At 39.7% G+C, this 20,154-nt stretch carries 22 protein-coding genes and 1 tRNA gene; 7 read left to right on the plus strand and 16 right to left on the minus strand.

Annotated features, from left to right (window positions below; genetic code table 11):
- Positions 1-23: 23 nt before the first annotated feature.
- The 3 genes from nusA to PS1M3_RS10990 form a co-directional block, all read right to left on the minus strand.
- A complete protein-coding gene (gene nusA, locus PS1M3_RS10980) occupies positions 24-1,523 on the minus strand; it encodes a transcription termination factor NusA (protein ID WP_008128091.1) in 1,500 nt (499 codons plus the stop codon).
- A 39-nt stretch (positions 1,524-1,562) separates the two neighbouring features.
- Entirely contained in the window at positions 1,563-2,018 is a 456-nt protein-coding gene (gene rimP, locus PS1M3_RS10985) for a ribosome maturation factor RimP (protein ID WP_006793371.1), read from the minus strand.
- A 282-nt stretch (positions 2,019-2,300) separates the two neighbouring features.
- A tRNA-Met gene (locus tag PS1M3_RS10990) sits at positions 2,301-2,377 on the minus strand.
- A gap of 391 nt (positions 2,378-2,768) precedes the next feature.
- On the opposite strand from PS1M3_RS10990, the gene PS1M3_RS10995 reads away from it, so the two are divergent.
- Positions 2,769-3,230: a globin gene (locus tag PS1M3_RS10995; RefSeq protein WP_138740439.1), complete on the plus strand. Its 462-nt coding sequence runs from the start codon at positions 2,769-2,771 to the stop codon at positions 3,228-3,230.
- A 164-nt stretch (positions 3,231-3,394) separates the two neighbouring features.
- Positions 3,395-4,951 (plus strand): cryptochrome/photolyase family protein, encoded by a 1,557-nt coding sequence (locus tag PS1M3_RS11000; RefSeq protein WP_008128086.1) that lies wholly within the window; start codon positions 3,395-3,397, stop codon positions 4,949-4,951.
- Between the two features lie 66 nt (positions 4,952-5,017).
- On the opposite strand, the gene PS1M3_RS11005 is transcribed toward PS1M3_RS11000, so the two are convergent.
- Positions 5,018-5,464, minus strand: coding sequence for an Hsp20 family protein (locus tag PS1M3_RS11005; RefSeq protein WP_010555978.1), 447 nt, complete (start codon positions 5,462-5,464; stop codon positions 5,018-5,020).
- A gap of 309 nt (positions 5,465-5,773) precedes the next feature.
- Positions 5,774-6,301, minus strand: a complete 528-nt coding sequence (locus PS1M3_RS11010; protein WP_008128082.1) for a redoxin family protein — start codon at positions 6,299-6,301, stop codon at positions 5,774-5,776.
- Between the two features lie 301 nt (positions 6,302-6,602).
- Between PS1M3_RS11010 and PS1M3_RS11015 the strand changes: the two genes are divergently transcribed.
- The 3 genes from PS1M3_RS11015 to PS1M3_RS11025 all read left to right on the plus strand — a co-directional run bounded on the left by PS1M3_RS11015 (position 6,603) and on the right by PS1M3_RS11025 (position 9,450).
- Positions 6,603-7,097: a TlpA disulfide reductase family protein gene (locus tag PS1M3_RS11015; RefSeq protein WP_006793366.1), complete on the plus strand. Its 495-nt coding sequence runs from the start codon at positions 6,603-6,605 to the stop codon at positions 7,095-7,097.
- Positions 7,098-7,224: 127 nt separating this feature from the next.
- A complete protein-coding gene (locus PS1M3_RS11020; protein ID WP_006793365.1) occupies positions 7,225-7,488 on the plus strand; it encodes a GrxA family glutaredoxin in 264 nt (87 codons plus the stop codon).
- 159 nt (positions 7,489-7,647) lie between these two features.
- Positions 7,648-9,450 carry a DEAD/DEAH box helicase gene (locus tag PS1M3_RS11025; RefSeq protein ID WP_006793364.1) on the plus strand — a complete coding sequence of 601 codons (1,803 nt, stop codon included), beginning with the start codon at positions 7,648-7,650 and terminating at the stop codon, positions 9,448-9,450.
- A 229-nt stretch (positions 9,451-9,679) separates the two neighbouring features.
- Here PS1M3_RS11025 and PS1M3_RS11030 read toward each other — a convergent pair whose 3' ends face one another.
- The 8 genes from PS1M3_RS11030 to prmB all read right to left on the minus strand — a co-directional run bounded on the left by PS1M3_RS11030 (position 9,680) and on the right by prmB (position 16,835).
- A complete protein-coding gene (locus tag PS1M3_RS11030; RefSeq protein WP_138740440.1) occupies positions 9,680-11,236 on the minus strand; it encodes an AbgT family transporter in 1,557 nt (518 codons plus the stop codon).
- A gap of 145 nt (positions 11,237-11,381) precedes the next feature.
- Positions 11,382-11,657: a YfcL family protein gene (locus tag PS1M3_RS11035; protein ID WP_006793362.1), complete on the minus strand. Its 276-nt coding sequence runs from the start codon at positions 11,655-11,657 to the stop codon at positions 11,382-11,384.
- A complete protein-coding gene (locus tag PS1M3_RS11040) occupies positions 11,654-12,817 on the minus strand; it encodes an ATP-NAD kinase family protein (protein WP_138740441.1) in 1,164 nt (387 codons plus the stop codon). Before PS1M3_RS11040 ends, PS1M3_RS11035 begins: the two co-directional genes overlap by 4 nt.
- A complete protein-coding gene (locus PS1M3_RS11045; RefSeq protein ID WP_006793360.1) occupies positions 12,807-13,361 on the minus strand; it encodes an elongation factor P hydroxylase in 555 nt (184 codons plus the stop codon). The genes PS1M3_RS11040 and PS1M3_RS11045 overlap by 11 nt, the downstream gene beginning before the upstream one ends.
- A gap of 101 nt (positions 13,362-13,462) precedes the next feature.
- Entirely contained in the window at positions 13,463-14,116 is a 654-nt protein-coding gene (locus tag PS1M3_RS11050) for a glutathione S-transferase family protein (RefSeq protein ID WP_203984215.1), read from the minus strand.
- A gap of 68 nt (positions 14,117-14,184) precedes the next feature.
- On the minus strand, positions 14,185-14,577 hold the full coding sequence (locus PS1M3_RS11055; RefSeq protein WP_203984217.1) for a DUF4112 domain-containing protein: 393 nt from the start codon (positions 14,575-14,577) through the stop codon (positions 14,185-14,187).
- A gap of 121 nt (positions 14,578-14,698) precedes the next feature.
- On the minus strand, positions 14,699-15,796 hold the full coding sequence (gene aroC, locus PS1M3_RS11060; RefSeq protein WP_006793355.1) for a chorismate synthase: 1,098 nt from the start codon (positions 15,794-15,796) through the stop codon (positions 14,699-14,701).
- Positions 15,797-15,899: 103 nt separating this feature from the next.
- Positions 15,900-16,835 carry a 50S ribosomal protein L3 N(5)-glutamine methyltransferase gene (prmB, locus tag PS1M3_RS11065; RefSeq protein WP_006793354.1) on the minus strand — a complete coding sequence of 312 codons (936 nt, stop codon included), beginning with the start codon at positions 16,833-16,835 and terminating at the stop codon, positions 15,900-15,902.
- A gap of 152 nt (positions 16,836-16,987) precedes the next feature.
- Between prmB and smrB the strand changes: the two genes are divergently transcribed.
- On the plus strand, positions 16,988-17,545 hold the full coding sequence (smrB, locus tag PS1M3_RS11070; protein WP_006793353.1) for an endonuclease SmrB: 558 nt from the start codon (positions 16,988-16,990) through the stop codon (positions 17,543-17,545).
- 27 nt (positions 17,546-17,572) lie between these two features.
- Positions 17,573-18,502, plus strand: a complete 930-nt coding sequence (locus PS1M3_RS11075) for an AEC family transporter (RefSeq protein WP_203984219.1) — start codon at positions 17,573-17,575, stop codon at positions 18,500-18,502.
- Position 18,503: 1 nt separating this feature from the next.
- On the opposite strand, the gene PS1M3_RS11080 is transcribed toward PS1M3_RS11075, so the two are convergent.
- From PS1M3_RS11080 to sixA, 3 genes are read right to left on the minus strand one after another with little or no spacing between them, the layout of a single operon-like run.
- The gene (locus PS1M3_RS11080) at positions 18,504-19,241 is read right to left on the minus strand and encodes an SDR family oxidoreductase (protein ID WP_203984221.1); all 738 of its coding nucleotides are present in this window, start codon (positions 19,239-19,241) and stop codon (positions 18,504-18,506) included.
- A gap of 6 nt (positions 19,242-19,247) precedes the next feature.
- Complete coding sequence (locus PS1M3_RS11085; protein ID WP_203984224.1) at positions 19,248-19,601, minus strand: RidA family protein; 354 nt, start codon at positions 19,599-19,601, stop codon at positions 19,248-19,250.
- Between the two features lie 14 nt (positions 19,602-19,615).
- Positions 19,616-20,086, minus strand: a complete 471-nt coding sequence (gene sixA / locus PS1M3_RS11090) for a phosphohistidine phosphatase SixA (protein WP_203984226.1) — start codon at positions 20,084-20,086, stop codon at positions 19,616-19,618.
- Positions 20,087-20,154 lie beyond the last annotated feature (68 nt).

Genomic DNA, 20,154 nt, shown 5'->3' on the forward strand with positions numbered 1-20,154 from the left:
TGTGTAATACCTCCGTTAATAAATTACTCGTCTGCAAACCAACAAATGTTTCGTGCAGCCATAATCAGCTCACCTGCTTGTTCAGATGAAAGCTCTGTGATATCGACTAGCTCGTCAATACCTTGCTCAGCCAAGTCTTCAAGTGTTACAACACCTTTACTTGCCATTACAAATGCTAGATGACGCTCTAAGCCTTCAAGCGCAAGTAAGTCTTCAGCTGGCTCTGCGCCTTCTAAGCTTTCTTCCGTTTTAAGTGCTTTAGTTGTTAATGCATCTTTAGCGCGTGAACGTAAAACATCCACCGTTTCTTCGTCAAGACCGTCAATTTCTAAAAACTCAGAGGCTGGCACGTACGCCACTTCTTCAAGTGTTGAGAAACCTTCGTTGATAAGTAAGGTTGCAAACTCATCATCGATATCTAAATTTTCAGTAAATAAGTTAAGTAACTTATCTGATTCTGCTTCATTTTTAGTACGCATTTCGTCAACAGTCATAACGTTTAGTTCCCAACCAGTTAACTGGCTTGCTAAACGAACATTTTGACCATTACGACCAATCGCTTGTGCTAGATTATCGGCTTCTACAGCAATATCCATCGAATGAGTGTCTTCATCTACTACTATTGAAGCAACCTCAGCTGGCGACATTGCATTGATAACAAATTGTGCAGGGTTGTCATCGTAAAGAACAATATCAACACGCTCACCACCAAGTTCAGACGAAACAGCTTGAACACGAGCTCCACGCATACCAACACATGCCCCAATTGGATCAATGCGCTTGTCGTTTGACTTAACAGCAATTTTAGCGCGCGAACCAGGATCACGTGCAGCAGCGCGAAGTTCAATCATTTCTTCGCCAATTTCTGGCACCTCAATGCGGAATAATTCCATCAGCATTTCTGGCTTAGAACGCGTTACAAATAACTGTGCGCCGCGTGCTTCTGGCTTAACTTCGTATAAAAGACCACGAATACGGTCGCCTGGACGGAAGTTTTCGCGTGGTAGCATGTCATCACGGTAAATAACTGCTTCAGCGTTGTTGCCTAAATCAAGTACAATTGAATCACGCGTTGCTTTTTTAACAACACCTGTTACTAACTCACCCACTTGGTCTTTATATGCGTCAACAACTAAAGCGCGCTCAGCTTCACGTACTTTTTGTACGATTACTTGTTTAGCCATTTGTGTTGTGATGCGGTCAAATTTGATTGAATCAATTTGCTCTTCAACAAAATCACCTAGCTGTAAGTCAGGCTCTTCAACCTGCGCAGCTTCTAATGTTATTTCGCTGTAAGGATTTTCTAATGAACCATCCTCTAATACTTCAGCAATCTGCCAGCGGCGGAACGTATCGTAATCACCTGTTTTACGGTCAATTGATACACGTACTTCAATTTCACCATCGTGTTTTTTCTTTGTCGCAGTCGCTAATGCGAACTCTAATGCTTCAAAAATCTTTTCTTTTGGAACCGCTTTCTCATTGGAAACGGCTTCAGCAACCAATAATATCTCTTTTGCCATGGGTAATGCCTCGCTTGCCCTATTCCTTCGCACTCGAATTTAAAACTTTGCGATTAAATTCGCACGTTCTATATTACTAAGCATGATCAAATGCTCTACACCATCACTAGATAGTGTGATCATATCGCTGCTAACTGCTATTAAGTCGCCTTTAAAATTTCGACGACCGTCTTGTGGAAGTTTAGTACGCACGCGTACTTCCTCTCCTTGCGCCTGCTCGTAGTGATCTTGTTTGAATAATGGACGATCAACACCAGGAGACGACACTTCCAAATCATATTCATTTGTAATTGGGTCTTCGACATCTAAAATCGCACTAATTTGGCGACTAGCGTCCGCACAGTTATCAACTGAGATCCCATCCTCATGAGCAATATATACTCTTAAGGTAGAATGGCGACCCGCTTGTACAAATTCAAGACCATGTAACTCAAAGCCTAACATTTCTACCGCAGGCGTTAACATGGTTACTAAATCTTGTTCAAGTTTTGTCACGAAAATCCTCCATACAAACAAAAAAAGGGCTTATAGCCCTAAAATACTGAGTTTAAATTTTAATTTAATGACAACAGCCATAAATTAAGAAAGGTGCAGATACAACAACGCCCCGAACCAAGCGGGGCGTCACACCAATAAAGCACAAAACTGTGTGGCCTAGGGCCGAGCTTGGTTGCGAGTCAGTAACTGACCAAATTAAACTACATTAGCTTAAACGCAAAACGCGCATTACATAGAATGCGCGATATAAATTAATAAGTTTTCACTTATTAGTAGAATTGGTTGCGGGAGCCGGATTTGAACCGACGACCTTCGGGTTATGAGCCCGACGAGCTACCAGGCTGCTCCATCCCGCGCCAATAGATATCAAACCTTGATTTAACATCGCTGTTAGCTGTTTTAAAACAGACTAAACAATGGCCGCTATTATAGGGATGTTGGGGATAATTAGCAACCATAATAACCAATAACTTTGGAAATACAGTTCAAATCAGATATAAGGAAATAAAACATTATACCTATTATGGGTATAAACCTATTTTAAACGGCTAACCATTTGCTAGTTAAGCCTAGTGAAATCACAATAATAGAATTAATAACTACTCTCACTTTTATTTAAAAAACAATAGAACTCAAAAAGTTATCAATGAATTAATACTTTTATATCAAAAAACGTGTAATTTTTGTTACGCGAGCTATAATAATAAAAATAATAAAAATAAGTTTTTAATCTTCTGTGAGGCTCTGATGAATTCACATAAATCTGTTTTATTAAAAAGTATTGGCATCATAAAACCAAACTTTCATGCATTTACCGCGCGTTTTCATAGAAAGCTTGTAGAGTCAGATATTTCGATGAACACGCTAACAGCTGAACAGTTTAACGAAAAAAGTTATATTTTATATTGTACCTTAGAGCGCATAATCAAAAATATTGATAAGCCATCATCTGTTGCGCCATTTCTGAGCCATCACTTACAGTTTTTAAAAAAATTAAATATTCAGCAGAGTGATATTAAACCTCTGACTGATATATTTTATGTAACATTAGTTGAACATTTAGGTCGGTTTTTTAATGAAGAAAGTCATTTAGCATGGCGCAAAGTGCTTACTTACTTTGAACGCTATACGAATGATACGCTGTTTAACGTTTCTAACGTAGTTTGCTTAACCCAACTTTCTAAACAAAAGCAAAGCAATAATAATTAAGGCGCTTTTAATTGAGCCTACTCATATCAAATTTGATGCTTGATGAGTGTTTATACACTCATTAGCGAATATTTAAATAAAGCTCAAATTATACAATTTGTTATTAAAATTACAGCGATCGATTAAGCAGACACCCTCGTACAAATTTCAATTTTGGTTTAATCATGGCGACTTACAAAACCCTAAGACTCATTTTAGGCGATCAACTCAATCCTTCTCATTCTTGGTTTAAAAGTAAAGAGGACGGTGTTCTCTACCTTATCGCAGAATTAAAACAAGAAACCAATTACGTTAAACACCATGTGCAAAAGCTTTGTGCTTTTTTTAATGCGATGGAAAACTTTGCAACTGCGTTAAAATCTGCAGGTTTCAATGTATTGCACTTAACCCTAGACGACACACACGAAGATAAACACCTACCCGCACTACTAAATCGTGTTGCTAAGGAATATAACTGCTCCTGCATAGAATACTTATACCCAGACGAATTTAGGTTAAAATCGCAATTAGCTGATTTTGAACAATCATCCGAAATAAATGTATCAGCATATGACTCAGAGCATTTTTTACTGCCCTTTAACGATATTAAAGATCGATTCAAGAAAGATAAGCATGTGACCATGGAGCACTTTTATCGTGCTATGCGTAAACGATATGATTTATTAATGGAGGACGATAAACCAGCTGGCGGTAAATGGAACTACGACAGTAATAACCGCAATAAATTCTCTAAGCAAGACTTAAAATCTATCCCAGAGCCTAAATTATTTAAAAACGATGTAAGTCATATCCTCGCTCGTTTAAAAAAACACAACATCGCTTACTTTGGAGAAATTAAAGAAGGAAAACTTGAATGGTCTACGTCACGTAAGCAAGCCAAAGAATCTCTTGAATACTTTTGTGAGCATTTACTTGTCAATTTTGGTAAGTTTCAGGATGCAATGACAGACCAAAGTAAAGACAATACTAGTCTTTACCATAGCAGGCTCTCTTTTGCCCTAAACACTAAACTTCTTCACCCCTTGTATGTAATCAAACGTGTAATATCTGAATTCGAGCAACGGCCTGACGAAATATCTCTTTCACAAGTTGAAGGGTTTACCAGACAAATACTCGGTTGGCGAGAATACGTTCGTGCTGTTTATTGGGTAAACATGCCCGACTACGCGACTAAAAATCAACTAAAAGCCAATAATAAGCTCCCTCAATATTTTTGGGATGGTAATACAAAAATGAACTGTTTGAGCCACTCATTAAAGCAAAGCTTAGATACTGCCTACGCTCATCATATACAGCGCTTGATGATCATTGGTAACTTTTGTTTACTCAGCGGAATAAACCCTGACGAAGTTGATAACTGGTACTTAGGTGTCTATATAGATGCCATTGAGTGGGTTGAAATGCCTAACACACGTGGAATGAGCCAATTTGCAGACGATGGAATTATTGCCACTAAACCCTATACTGCAAGTGGTAATTACGTCAATAAAATGAGCGACTATTGCAAAAATTGTCAATACGACGTGAAACAAAAAGTGGGGGATAAAGCTTGCCCACTGAACAGTTTATATTGGCGTTTTATGCAAACACACCGCGAAAAACTAGAGAAAAACCCACGAATAGGCATGGTTTATAGAAATTGGGATAAGCAAAGCGATGATTTACGCGAAGACACACTTAATCAAGCTACACACTACATAAATAACATTGAGTCTTTATGACACAAAAAAGCCGCCTCAAAAGAGGCGGCTAAATAATCAGGGAAAAAAATGTTGTTAATAACCAGATTAGCTATCTTCTAGTAAGCGTCCTTGGCCAATCTCAATTTTGCGTGGTTTTAATGCTTCAGGTATTTCGCGCTTAAGCTCTATAGTAAGTAAGCCGTTTGCTAAGTCGGCGCCAAGGACTTTAACATGGTCACCTAGCTGGAACTTTCGCTCGAAATTGCGTTCTGCAATTCCTTGATGAATAAACTTACGTTCTTTGTTTTCATCTTTATTAGCTTTTATACCCGCTACTTTTAATGTGTTATTTTCTGACTCAATGCTTAGCTCGTTGTCGCTAAATCCGGCAACAGCCATAGTGATTTGGTATCTGTCTTGATCGAGTGCTTCAATGTTGTAAGGAGGAAAGCTCGGCTGTTTGTCTGTATTCGCCGCAGCATCCATTAAAGACGCTAAATGATCAAATCCAATGAATGAACGATAAAGTGGTGATAAGTCTACTGTACGCATAGTAATATCCTCATATTTAAGCGATATTTTGTCTGCACTTTTCATTTGAACAAGCGCTAACAAATATAAATTAATAATATAAATTTCAATTGTTTAAGTTTAGTTTAGGACCCATCAGGCGTCCTACTAAACTATATATGGACGGTAAAAATGTTTTCAAGTAAATAAATTAAAATATTTAAAAAAATTCCTCATTTTATAAACTAGTGAAATTAGTAACCCATTTTGAGGCATTAAAAAGTCAAATGCTTTTAATTCCTCAAAATGGTTGTCCAGTATTGTAGATTAGCGCTAAGTATTCATCGCTAATTAGTGTGTTAATGTGCCACGAATTGGATAATCGTTTTCGCGAATAAATTCAATGCCAGCCAACAAATCATTTAAATCAGGGCGTGAAAAAGGTGCATTTGATTTATCTAGTATCTGAATTTGATCATGCTCGTTAATTACAAAAATAGCAGGTTCAGCAAATGGGTGAGCGGTTTCTTTTTCACTGCGTGGTTCACTAATATACAGGCCTAAATCAGTCATTTGAGCTAATGATAACCCACTATAAAGAGGAAAATTAACGTGTAAATCGTTTAGATGCTCTGTAAATTGTGCGTGACTGTCACCACTAACAGCGGCAATCTCTACCCCTGCATCTTTAAATTTATCATTCATTTTAGCAAGTGCATTAAGTTGTTTAGTACATAATGGACAATGCTTTCCGCGATAGATTACTATCATTTTCCAGGGTAAATCTGTCTGTCGAGCCGACACGTCAGCAAGGTTGTTCTCATTATCTTTAACTTTAAGTGAAGGCATTTTCATTGCTGGTTGTAAATAATTGCTCATGATCTTGATCTCCTTTGCAGTTAAAAAACATATTCTATATGTTCGTCTCAAATATAGAGCTTAGGGTTAAAGTTATAAATTCAACCATTAAAATGTAATCAGGAAATTTCTAACGTAATCAGCAAACCTTATTAGCTAAAGGCCTGATTTGTGTAAAGCAGTGAAACTTTAACATAGGCTTTATTAGCAACTGGGCTTGATACACAAGCAAACGCTAAAGCTCTGCCTATCAAATAACAGTGGCTGCTTAGCCATTTATGTTAGGGTTGGCTTTTAATTATAAATAGGTCAGATAAAATCAATGGCATTAATACGTAGCACGTTAATAAATTTAAGTTTAGCAATACTCGTGTTTTACTTAGCAAGTGCCTACCAAACGCGTAATTTACTTGAAACAAGCCACACTCCTGCCCCTTATTTTAACTTGCCTATTTTAAATAAAAATAACGAAAGATTTAGTATTGCAGAGCTTGAAGGGAGAACAACCATTGTGTATTTCTTTGCTCCTTGGTGCACAATATGCCGCTACAGCATGCCCAACTTACAAAGCACCTTAATAAACTCAGACATTAATGTAATCGGTATTGCCCTTGATTATAAAAATGAGCAACAAGTTACTCAATTTATTGATGACTTAAACCTCAGTATGCCCATACTTCTTGGTAATCAATATACCCAATCAAATTATAAAGTAAGCGCTTTTCCAACTTACTACGTAATAAATGCAAATTTACAGATAACAGCACACGCAATGGGCTATTCAACCCAATTAGGAATAGCGGCAAGGACGTGGTGAATTATGCCGTCCATGACTCGGTCAAATTAATGTTCATCGCAATAATAGAATGGCACAATCACTTTTTTGCGCTTTATTATATTTTTTAATCATTTAAACTAAATTCAATCAAATAAAGGAGAGCACTATGCTTACAGTAATTTTTGGCCGTGAAGGCTGCCCATTTTGTGTTCGTGCCAAAGATGTTGCAGAGCAACTTGCCAACGAGCGCGATGATTTTAAATTTCGTTACATCGACATCATAAAAGAAGGCATAAGCAAAGCCGATTTAGAAAAGTCAGCAGGTAAACCTTGCCCTACTGTCCCGCAAATTTTTGTTGATCAAAACCACATTGGCGGTTTTACCGAATTTGAAGCTTATGCAAAAGAAAACCTAGGCTTGTACAAGTAGTCGTGTATTAAATTTGTTAACCAGTTCAATAATCCCACAACTGGGCTGGTTAAATTTCAACCAACATCAAGCACATACAAATTAGTTTTAATTTATACAAGCATTTGCCTCGCTAATCCTATATAATGCGCGCCTCTTTAAATTCGTTGAGGCGTATTAATGTCAGAACCAGTCACGTTTGAATCTCTAAATCTTTCTCCTGCAATTTTGAAGGCAGTTGAAGAGTTGGGTTACAAGACACCATCTGAAATCCAAGCTCAATGTATACCGTTATTGCTAGAAAGAAAGGACGTACTGGGACTAGCACAAACGGGTACAGGTAAAACCGCAGCATTTGCACTGCCGTTACTAAACAATATTGACCCGTCTGTGAAACAGCCACAGATCCTTGTACTCACACCTACACGTGAGCTTGCGATCCAAGTTGCTGAGGCATTTGAACAATATGCAAAAGGTACTCGTGGTGTTGAAGTATTAGCACTATACGGTGGCCAAAGCTACAGCATTCAATTAAGCGCACTTCGTCGTGGCGCTCAAATCATTGTTGCTACTCCGGGTCGATTAATCGATCATATTAATCGTGGCACTATCAAGTTTGATGCTCTTCAAGCACTTGTACTTGATGAAGCCGATGAAATGTTACGTATGGGCTTTATCGATGATGTTGAAAACATCATGGAAAAAACACCGCGCGAAAAGCAAACATGTCTTTTCTCTGCGACCATGCCTAAGCAAATTCAAAACATCAGCAGCAAATATATGAATAACCCTGAACAGGTTCATATTTCTGCGCGTAACTCGACAGTATCTTCTGTTGAGCAAGTGTTTTGGAACGCAAGCGTACATAAAAACAAAGCGATTGTTCGCTTTTTAGAAGCTGAGCAATACGAAGGTGCTATTGTTTTCGTACGTACACGTAACGATACCGTTCAACTTGCTGAATTATTAGAGCGCGAAGGTTTCTCGGCAGCTCCGCTTAATGGTGACATGAACCAGCAAGCACGTGAACGCACTGTTGACCGCTTAAAAAGTGGCATGCTGAACGTTGTTATTGCAACAGACGTAGCAGCTCGTGGTCTTGATGTAGACCGTTTAAGCTTAGTTATCAACTACGACATTCCACAAGATTCTGAAGCCTACGTTCACCGTATTGGTCGTACAGGTCGTGCAGGTCGTACTGGTAAAGCAATTTTATTTGTTAAGCATAACGAACGTTACTTACTTAAAAATATCATTCGTCATACCAAGTCTGAAATTGCTCAGGTTGAATTACCAACAGCTAAAGTTGTTGAAGAAAAACGTATCGCTGCGTTACAAGCAAAATTAAGTATTGCGCTTGAAAACAAAGACATTACGTTCTTTAACGAAGTGGCTACTAACATGGCTGAAAAGCTTGACCTTCCTCTTGAAAACTTAGCGGGTGCTTTACTGTGTTTGGCACAGCAACAGTCGCCAATTAAAGTTGAAGAAGTTAAGATTCAACCACGTGAGCGTAATGAACGCAATTCACGCAATGACCGTGGTGATCGCGGACGTCGTAACGAACGTGGTGGTGAACGTTCTGAACGTAAACCGCGCGAGCGTAACAGCCGTGATGCAGGCCCTATGGATACTTACCGTATCGAAGTAGGTCGTGAGCATGGTGTTCAGGTTAAGAACATTGTTGGCGCAATTGCTAACGAAGCTGATATCTCAAGCAAGTTTATTGGTGACATTCGTTTACACGATCAACACAGCACTGTTCAGTTACCACAAAACATGCCTAAAGATGTACTGGATCATTTCCAAAAAGTGTTTATTTGTAAACGCCCAATGGGTATGACAATTACACAAGATCAAGGCCCAGCTGAACCACGTGGCGAACGCCCATCTGGTGATAGAAAACGTAACGATGGCCCACGCGGTGATAAGCGTAGCGGACCTCGTAAAGAACGTCGCCCAGTTAGCTTTACCGCTAAGTAAGCAACAGTTCTTTAATAAAAAAACCTTGGTACGAAAGTGCCAAGGTTTTTTTGTGTCTGAAATTTAAGTAATGGTTCAAGCTGTTCTGCGTACCTCACAACCTCAAGCCATGATTATCTTCTAAGCACGGCGACTATAAACTTCTGTGTAAATCATTCAATTAAAACTAAAAAGCCTCACCATTTTATTAATAGTGAGGCTTTTACTGTATTGTACCGAATGCTCTATGTTAAGGCGCTACTGCTGGATACACGTAACTTGCATCTAACCCTAGCGGAATACCCAATGCCCAATAACCGAGTAGAAACAAGCTCCAACCTATTAAAAATGCAACCGAGTATGGCAGCATCATCGCTATTAGCGTCCCAATTCCCGTACTTTTAACGTACTTTTGACAATAGACCACAACTAATGGGAAGTAAGGCATAAGCGGTGTAATAATATTAGAGCTAGAATCACCAACACGATAAGCCGCTTGCGTTAAATCAGGTGAAATACCCAGTTGCATTAACATAGGCACAAATACCGGCCCTAGTAATGCCCACTTGGCCGAGCTAGAGCCTACAAATAAATTAACAAATGCGGTTAAAAATATAATACCTACCACCGTTACCGAACTTGGAAGGGCCATGGCTTTTAATAACTGCGCCCCTTCGATTGCAAGTAATGCCCCTAAGTTAGATTTGCTAAAGGCAGCAATAAATAACGCACAAAAGAATGCCATAACAATGTAGTAAGCCATACCGCCCATTGCCTTGCTCATGGCATCTATCATATCTTTAGAGCTTTTAAATGTACCTACTGTAAAGCCATATACTGCGCCTGGGATCCAAAATAACAAAAAGATCAACGGCACTATAGATTGCATTAAAGGTGAACGGAAGTTAGTTAAGGAGCCATCGCTACTGCGCATGGCTGAATCTGCCGGTGCAGAGACATACGCAAGTAAAGCAATGCCTGCAATCATTACGCTGCTTGCTATGAAGAATGCGCGCTTTTCATCGCTACGCGCATCTTCAAAAACAGGTAAATCTTCACTGTTTCCATCAAGTGGCGTATTTTGTAAACGAGGTTCAATAATCTTATCGGTAATATACCAACCCAGTAATACAATAAACATGCTTGATGCTGATGCAAACGCCCAATTATTTAATGGATTTATCGACATATCAGGATTAATAATATGAGCAGCACTTTGTGTAAAGCTTTGTAGTAGTGGGTCTATTCCAGATGGAATAAAGTTGGCGCCAAAGCCACCACTTACACCGGCAAATGCCGCTGCAATACCCGCTAATGGGTGCCTTCCTGCTGCATAAAAGATTACGCCAGCTAAAGGTATCACAAGCACGTAACCTGCGTCCGTGGCTGTATGGCTTACAATAGCAACTAAAATAATTGACGGTGTTAACAGCTTTTTAGGCGTTACTTTTAACATCAGCTTAAGGCCAGTATTAATAAAGCCTGAGTGCTCAGCTACACCAACACCTAACATAGCAACAAGTACTACGCCTAAAGGAGCAAAGCCGGTAAATGTTTTTACCATTGAAGATAAAAAAGTGGCCAACGAATCGCTTGCAAGCATGTTGTTTATAATAATTGCTTCGCCTGTACGCGGATCAATCGCATCAAAACTTACGCCAGAAAACCACCACGACAAACCCCATATTAATAACATAGCAAATAAAAATATAATTGCTGGATCAGGTAGCTTATTACCAACCCGCTCAACTACATTCAAGAAGCGCGCAACAACTCCTGAAGGTAAAGCATCTTGATTATTACTCATTGTATTTCGCTCATTAAAATTTATTTAAGTAACAATATCTCATTAATACGCAACAGTAAATTAACGTAAAAAGCTATTTTAGGAACGTTAAACAAAAAAAGCACGATTACCAAAGATAATCGTGCTTTTTTTGTTCATTTGGTTACTAAGCTAGCGCTTTAACTTCTTCCCATAAGCGAACAACTAGTGCCTTGTCTTCTTCGTTAAGTTCTCCGTTACGGTACGCTTTTACAAGACTTTGCTCTACTGTTTCGTTTAACTGCTCAATACTGATAGTAAGTTGCTCAACTTCAGCATAGCCTACAGCAAGATCAAAATGACCACGTAAGTAGCCGCCTGCAAATAATTCGTCATCCGTTGCTTTGATAACTAAATCATCATAATACTGTTGAGCCGCGTCAATATAGTTTACTAAGGTCACTTGTTTATCTCCTGATTTTGTATAGCACCCGTTTCATCTTGGTATTGGTGCCCTACTGCATACATAATATGGTCGTTAAATCCGGTGGTTACTTTTATGTAACCTGTTAATTCGTCGTCTAGTTCGTTGTCGCCTGTATCGCAAATTAACGGGCGGTTATTCAATGCCTGTAGCTTGGTTTTTGTTGCAACAACAATAATATTCTCTTTGCCAATAGCGCGGATAAGCGCAGGGCTTAGCTGCTGATTTCCGCGACCAAAAATATGACCCTGCCCACCAATTAAAGTGATTACAAGTTTGGTATTTTTCTTATGGGTAAGTTCAAGTAAGTCGGCGGCTGTTAGGTCTTGGCCTACAAGTGTTTGATCTTTTATTAAATCAACACCCAACAAAGTATTTTCAAGGCCCATTTCTTCCATTATAGCTTCGACTGTTGAACCACTACCCATAATGTAAAGTGTGTCTTCGTCCATTTCGCTCACAACGTAAGCGGCTATATCTGAAAGTACTAATTCGTCTGTTTCTTTACCGCCATTTTTTACAGCTTGCACATAACGTACTTCACTGGGTATTTGCATTTCGCCAAAGCGTTTAGCTTTTACTGTACCCTTCCTAAATGCGTCTTCGTCAATATCCATTACATCGGCATCAGCTAACGTCACTAACTCGCCTTTTACGAGCATTTCAACGACTCGCCCTGCAGCTTTTGGTGTAATGGCATATACGCCAGAGTGGATTTTACATCCGGCAGGAATGCCAAGCACTGGGGCAGTATCTTCAATGGCATGGCAAATATTACGTGCGGTGCCATCGCCACCTGCAAATAGAACTAAATCTACATCGGCATTTTTTAACACCTGTGCGGCACTCTCGGTATCATCCGGCGTTGTTACTGCGTCTGTGTTGTATACAACTTCAACATTAAAACCTAAAGCTTTTGCTGTTTGTTCGCCCATTTCGCCATTTACGGTATAAATAACAAGCTGCTCTTTATACGGTAACAGTATTTCTAGTGCGGCTTTAGTACGGCTATTCGCTTTAGGTTGTGCACCTAACTCAATCGCTTTTGCTGCGGTTTGCGCCCCATCACTTCCCTTGAGGGCGACACTTCCGCCTAATCCTGCTACAGGGTTTATAATTAAACCTAATTTAAACTGCATCACAAAACTCCTGAGGGTGTTGCCAATCAAACTGATTTGCAGTCATTGGCCATGGTGTGTGATAAAAACGAGTAAGCGCGATTAATAATGATTGAGTTCGTGCATTAAAACCACTTTCAATCAACGTAAGCACGCGCTGGTGAACCCGCTTTTGAAAATCAAAACGACACGTTTGCTCACCATTTAAATTATCTACCGATACATTAAAGGGAAAACCCGCTGCAGTGCTTAATAGCCATTCAATGGCTTGTGGCTTGACTTCTACACTTTCGAACTCAGCCTGCTGGTGTTTATCGCGGCCATCGGGGCAATACCAATAGCCGTAATCTTCTTGTTGTCGACGATCAATGCCCGCGACCAGCCAATGGGCTATTTCATGTAAGGCACTGGCATAAAAACCATGTGCAAACACAATTTGATGATAAGGGGTGTCTTGTGTTGCGGGAAGGTACACGGGCTCACAATCACCTTTAATCAGCCTTGTATTATGGCTTTGGTAAAATGTGTTTTCGAAAATAGAAATAAGATCAGCGATTTGATGCATATAATACGACTAATTCGTCTCGGTTAAAGCGCCTTTTGGCGCACTAAAAACGAGACGAATTGTACGGGCTTTTATAGCTAAAGTAAAAGTCGCTTACTGACCTATATTTTTACATCAACCCCGGCTTCATCTGCATTAACAATATCGGTTTCTTGCAGTGCTTGAGTTATCCAGCTTTGTAATACAGGGCATGCTAATACATGTTGGCAATAACTATTAGCGGCTTTAGACAGGGTTACCTGATAAGTTTTCAATCGCAGTACAATGGGGGCATACATAGCATCAACAATACTAAAATCGCCAAACATCCACTGGTTTGGGTAAATTTCTTGCTGTTTAGCAAATATGTCGTCGATGCGGGCGATGTCTTTTTTAGCATCATCTGAAAGTGTAATTTTTCGCTTTGCCCTTATATTCATTGGCATTTCACTTCTAAGCGCCATAAAGCCTGAGTGCATTTCAGCGCTTAAAGCTCGTGCAGTTGCACGCTGCGTTACGTATTTAGGCCAGGCAACTTGCGAAAGGTACGCATCGTTAATGTATTCACAAATAGCAAGTGAGTCCCAAACGTGTAAATCACCATCAATTAATGCGGGTACCTTTTGAACTGTAAAATGTTTTTTTAACTCGCTGTAAAAGTCTGGGGTATCGAGTACAAGCTGAATTTCATCAAACTCCAATTCAAATTTACTCATTAAATACCATGCGCGCAATGACCAGCTTGAGTAGTTTTTATTGCCGATAAATAATTCCATTACCTATTCCTTGTTAAAAACGAACTTCCCAACTGTACATTAATTAATCGCAAAATAAATACTAAAAATTACCCGTTACTGTTTTTATTTAGTTGCTTAGTAATATACTTTTTCAGTATGTGTGTATTTCGGGTGTTAGCTTTAAAAAACGCATCAAATATATCGCCAAAAATAGGAATAGATCCGACAAAAAAATCTATCAGCATATTAATAATTATCCGCAGTTTAACATGCCAGCTAATACCTAACTTTTGAGCCTCAAATAATACGTAACTAGATAAAATAAGCCCTATCACATCCCCTACAACGGGCACAAAACCAATCACCGCCTCAATACCAAACCTAAAGTTTGTGAAAGGAAAACGAATACTACTGTCGGTTAATTGGCTAAAACGCGCAAGGCGCGCAAGGGTTGCTTTTTGTTTAGCATATTTACTGTGTGTTTGAATTGAATTCTGCATAATTTACCTCTGTGGAAAATTATATAACGGTAAAGTTGAACTGCGCCTTAAACTACATTAACTATTTTACATAAACAAAAAGCGCGAAAAACGCGCTTTTATAGTGACTAAATTTAAACCATTATACAGAGCCGTTAATAGGCCCGTGTTCGTGGTTTACATGCGGGTTTTGCCCGCGCTGGCGCAGTAAATGGTCCATTAATGTAATAGCCATCATAGCCTCAGCAATAGGTATTGCTCGAATGCCCACACACGGATCGTGACGACCTTTGGTGATCATCTCAACCGCTTCGTTGCTTGTATTAATGCTCTTACCAGGGATAGTAATACTTGACGTCGGTTTTAACGCAATAGACGCTACTATGTCTTGCCCTGTAGAGATACCTGCAAGCACACCACCAGCATGGTTAGATGTAAAACCCTCAGGTGTTAGTTCATCACGATGCTCTGAGCCTTTTTGTTCAACAACGTCAAAGCCATCACCAATTTCGACACCTTTAACGGCATTAATACTCATTAGTGAATGCGCAATTTCAGCATCTAACCTATCAAATACAGGCTCGCCTAATCCTACCGGTACGTTGCTAGCCACCACTTTTACTTTAGCGCCAACTGAGTCACCTTGTTTTTTTAGGTCACGCATGTATTCATCGAGCGCTTCTAGCTTGCTTACATCAGGAAAAAAGAACAAGTTGTTTTCAACTTCATCCCAATCGTAACTTTCTGCTTTAATAGGACCTAGTTGGCTTAAACATGCTTTTACTTCAATACCATGAAATTGCTTTAGATATTTTTTAGCAATAGCGCCAGCTGCAACCCGAATAGCGGTTTCACGTGCAGACGAGCGGCCACCTCCGCGATAATCACGAAGGCCATATTTGTGCCAATAGCTGTAATCACCATGGCCTGGGCGAAACACGTCTTTAATTTTGCCGTAATCTTGTGAACGTTGATCGGTATTTTCGATTAATAAACCAATACTTGTACCCGTTGTTTTACCTTCAAAAACGCCTGCTAAAATTTTTATTTGATCGCTCTCGCGGCGCTGCGTAGTGTATCGGCTTTGGCCTGGTTTGCGGCGATCTAAATCTATTTGTAAGTCGGCCTCTGTTAATTCAAGACCTGCGGGAGTGCCGTCAACAACGCCGCCTAAAGCAACGCCATGGCTCTCTCCAAAAGTGGACACTTTAAATAACTGTCCAATGCTATTACCTGCCATTAACTTTCCTCATTCCTAATGACGACCATTAGCTGGGCTAATATGCCCAGCCATGTATTCACTCGCGTTTAAGTTAGTTCATATTAACCTAAAGCAAGTCGTGTTATTTTGAAAAATACTCATCTAGCTGTTTTTTGCTAATAACAAATACGCCTAACCCACCTTGCTCAAACTCAATCCATTCAAATGGCGCATTTGGATATAAAGCATCCATATGTACCATAGAGTTCCCCACTTCTACAAATAACAAACCGTTATCGGTTAGATGATTGCTGGCTTCGCTTAAAATAGTACGCGTTACATCAAGACCATCGTGCCCTGATGCAAGGCCTAGCTCTGGCTCATGGTGAAATTCGCGCGGTAAGTCTGCCATGTCTTCAGCATCCACATACGGTGGATTAGCCACAATTAAGTCGTACTTTTGGCCTTCTACGCCACTAAATACATCTGATTGGATAGGCAGTACTCGATCACTTAACATGTAGTCATTAATGTTAATATCAGTTACTTCAAGCGCTTCATACGAAATATCAACAGCATCTACTTGCGCTTGCTCAAATGCTTGTGCAAGTGCGATGGCTATACAACCTGACCCTGTACATAAATCTAAAATACGATTTACCGAGTTTGGCTCAACAAGCCAAGGCGTAAAACGATTGCTAATAAGTTCTGCAAATGGTGAACGAGGAATTAGTACACGTTCATCTACGTAAAACGGCATACCTGCAAACCATGCAATGTTAGTTAAATAAGGAACTGGAGTGCAGTCGTTTATACGCTCAGCAATAAGACTCGCTAGTCGGTTTTTTTCTGTACTTGTTAAACGCGCATGCATTAATTCTTTTGGTGCATCAACGGGTAAGCTAAGCGCTGGTAAAAGCAGGCTCACAGCTTCATCCCACGCGTTATCTGTTCCGTGTCCAAAAAATATACTACTACTTGCAAATTGGCTTGTAGTCCAACGTAACCAGTCATGTAAAGTTGACAGTTCTGCAACAGCTTCTTCGAGTGTTGCTTCTTCAATTTGTAAATCGCTCATATATTTTTACCTGTATTAGCTTACTGACTGTTTTGAGTCTTTAAGACGATTGCATTGCCTATATTGGCTTAGCAAATTACAATTGCCTCTCATTTAAGTATTGTACCGCCTTTTGCGCTGCGTTTTTACGTTTTTTTGTTTAGGTAATTGTTATGAAAAAAGACTCTCCATCACCATCGTCCCTAAGCAATGACGACATAGACTTATTTCGCCAAACGATCACAGGCGCTAAAGTATTTAAACAAGATACTCATCGTTTTGATACAAAGCCTAAGGTGTCACAAGCAAAGCAATTTGCCCAGCAAAAAAAGCAGGCTCAATCTGAATTTTATTTCTCAGATGAATATATTCCCGATATAGACACCCACGGCACTGTCCATTATGTAAAAGAAGGGCACGACACTTATTTACCCAAGCAATTACGACGAGGCGACTTTGCACCTGATTTAACCCTTGATTTGCATGGCTTAAACAAAGAAATTGCTAAAGATGAATTAGCAGGACTCATTCACGAATGTAAAAAACAACATTATTATTGTGCGTGTGTTGTGCACGGAATTGGTGGTGGCATACTTAAACATAAAATTCCTCAGTACCTAGTTCAGCACCCAGACGTAATTGCAATGCATCAAGCGCCACTTGAATACGGTGGTAAAGGCGCGGTACTTATTTTGATAAACTTACCACAAAGCGATGAATTTAGACGCTAACCCAACATATTACTAGGAAGTAATTACGTGCATATTGTTTCTATTATTTTTCCACTTATATTCATTGTCGCATTGGGTTATGGCTGTTGCCGGCTTTCTTTTTTTAACAAACAGCACATTACAGGGCTGAGTAAATTTACTTTTTACATAAGTTTGCCGGCTTTTTTATTATTGAATATGTCGCAAATAGACTTAAAGCAAAGCATTAGTCTTTCTGCATTTTTAAGTTTTTATATCCCGGTGTTGTGTATTTTTGGATTAGGTATTTTAGTCGACCGATTTTATTTGAATAAAAATAATAGTAAAAATTACCAAAAACACGGCGTATTTGGTCTTGCGGCTAGTTACTCAAACATGGTGTTGGTAGGTATTCCTATCATTATTGCATCGCTGGGCAAAGAGAAAATAGCCATTGCTTTTATGATCATCACCTTCCACAGCACTTTATTATTTGCACTGACCTATTTAATTGGGGCAAAGGGCAATAGCAGTTCGTTCTCGTGGTCACAGTTTGGCAAAAGCATGGTGCTTAACCCTATTGTTTTAAGTATTGGTTGTGGCTTAATCATTAACGTCTCGGGCATTGTATTATTTAAAAACTTAACGGACAGTTTGGCATTATTAGCAACCCCTGCAATAGCCTGTGCGCTATTTGTATTGGGCGCAAACCTAGCGTTTTATAAAATAGCAGCAAACTGGCAACCTGCTTTAATTGCCTCGATTTTAAAAATTATTATATTGCCGGTAGGCGTACTATTTATTGGGTCGTATATATTTAAGCTCGACCCGCAAATACTAACCGTACTAGTTTTATTAAGTGCCTCACCTGTTGGCGTAAACGCCTATTTAATAGCGAGTCAAATTAAACAACATGAAGCAACGCTTGCAGGAGCGGTGGTGCTATCTACTATTTTAAGTGTAGTGAGTTTAACGTTTTGGTTAGCGGTTTTACTTTAATTTATAAGCCACCAGCTACATCAATAAAAGTGCCTGTAGTAAATGAAGCAGAATGTGAGGCTAAAAAGTATATTGCAGCAGCCACTTCTTCAGGTTGCCCCCCCCTACGTAGAGGAAGATTACTTTTAAGCCGTTCTACCCGCCCCTCTTCACCACCATCTGTGTGCATATCAGTGTAAATAAGGCCAGGCCTAACACAATTAACGCGCACGCCTTTACAAGCAACCTCTTTAGCGAGACCCATGGTTAATGTATCAATAGCGCCCTTTGTCGCTGCATAATCAATGTATTCATTAGGTGAACCTGTTTTAGCCGCTACCGATGACACATTAACAATACTGCTACCGGGTAACATACGCTTAATGGCTTCTCGGCTACATATAAATGTACTGGTAATGTTTGTAGTGAGTAATTCGTTAATTCGCTTTGCGTCCATGTTTAGCAGGGGCATTTGAGGTTTAAGCACACCGGCATTATTTACAAGCACGTCGAGCCGACCAAATACTTTATCTATACGTGAAAATAAATCGTTAACATCGATCTCTTGAGATACATCGGCCCTAACTAGTTCGGCTCGTACACCATAACTTCTTACTCTATCGGCAACGTATTCTGCTTGAGTTAAATGGGTCTTATAGTTAATACATACATCATATCCGTGGCGCGCAAAATAAACAGCGGTGGCTGCCCCTATACCTCGGCTAGAGCCGGTTATGAGTACCACCCGCGCTTTGTTCATACAAAATTAGTCCTTTAGCGCTGCCACTACCGAAATTTCGACCAATAGCGCATCGCGCGCCATTTTAGCTTCTACACAAGCGCGTGCCGGTGCATAACCTTCTGGTACCCATGCATCCCACACAGCATTCATATCGGCAAAATATTCCATGCTTTTTACATAAATTGTTGCGCTTAACATATGCTTTTTTGAGCTACCTGCCTCATCTAGCAATGCTTCTACTTTATCGAGCATGGTTTGCGTTTGCTCTTTAATTCCCTTTTCAGCATCAGCGCATACTTGTCCACACAAATACACAGTGCCGTTGTGCTTTACAATGCGGCTCATTCGCGCACCGGTTTGAAGACGTTCAATGGTCATATTAGTCTCTTAATTTATAAATCGGCAGGAGCGTTTATATTTATATATTCGCTACGATTCGTATTTTCGTTGTAATGAATGACAGCCACAGCGCCTGTATTAAATATAGGCATGTTTCCTGGGCAAAGCTGATCAACCAAATAGCTCACTATTGGCATATGCGCTACAATTAACCAGCTATTACACTCGGGGTGCATTTGGATGAGTGTTTCAAGGTAATCAGCTGCAACATGCGGTTTGCCTTCCGGGGTAATATCGGCACACGTTTCGCTATGTTTAAACGTGATGCTTTCAGCGACCCCGTTTGCTGTTTGTTGAGCTCGTACGTAAGGGCTAACTAACAATGCATCCGGTTTTTGCGTATTGGCAAGCCACTGCCCCATTTTTTTTGCTTCTAAATGACCCACTTGGGTTAAATTTCTTGCCGCATCATCGGCCTGCATAGGTGCAGCTTCGCCGTGGCGCATTATTAAGATTGTTTTCATAAAAAATCAACCGATTAAAGAATATAAACAGTAGCCAGTTTGCTCACTTGTCAGCTATATTAACAACA

This window comes from Pseudoalteromonas sp. PS1M3 (assembly GCF_016865405.1).
Lineage (GTDB): Bacteria > Pseudomonadota > Gammaproteobacteria > Enterobacterales > Alteromonadaceae > Pseudoalteromonas > Pseudoalteromonas marina.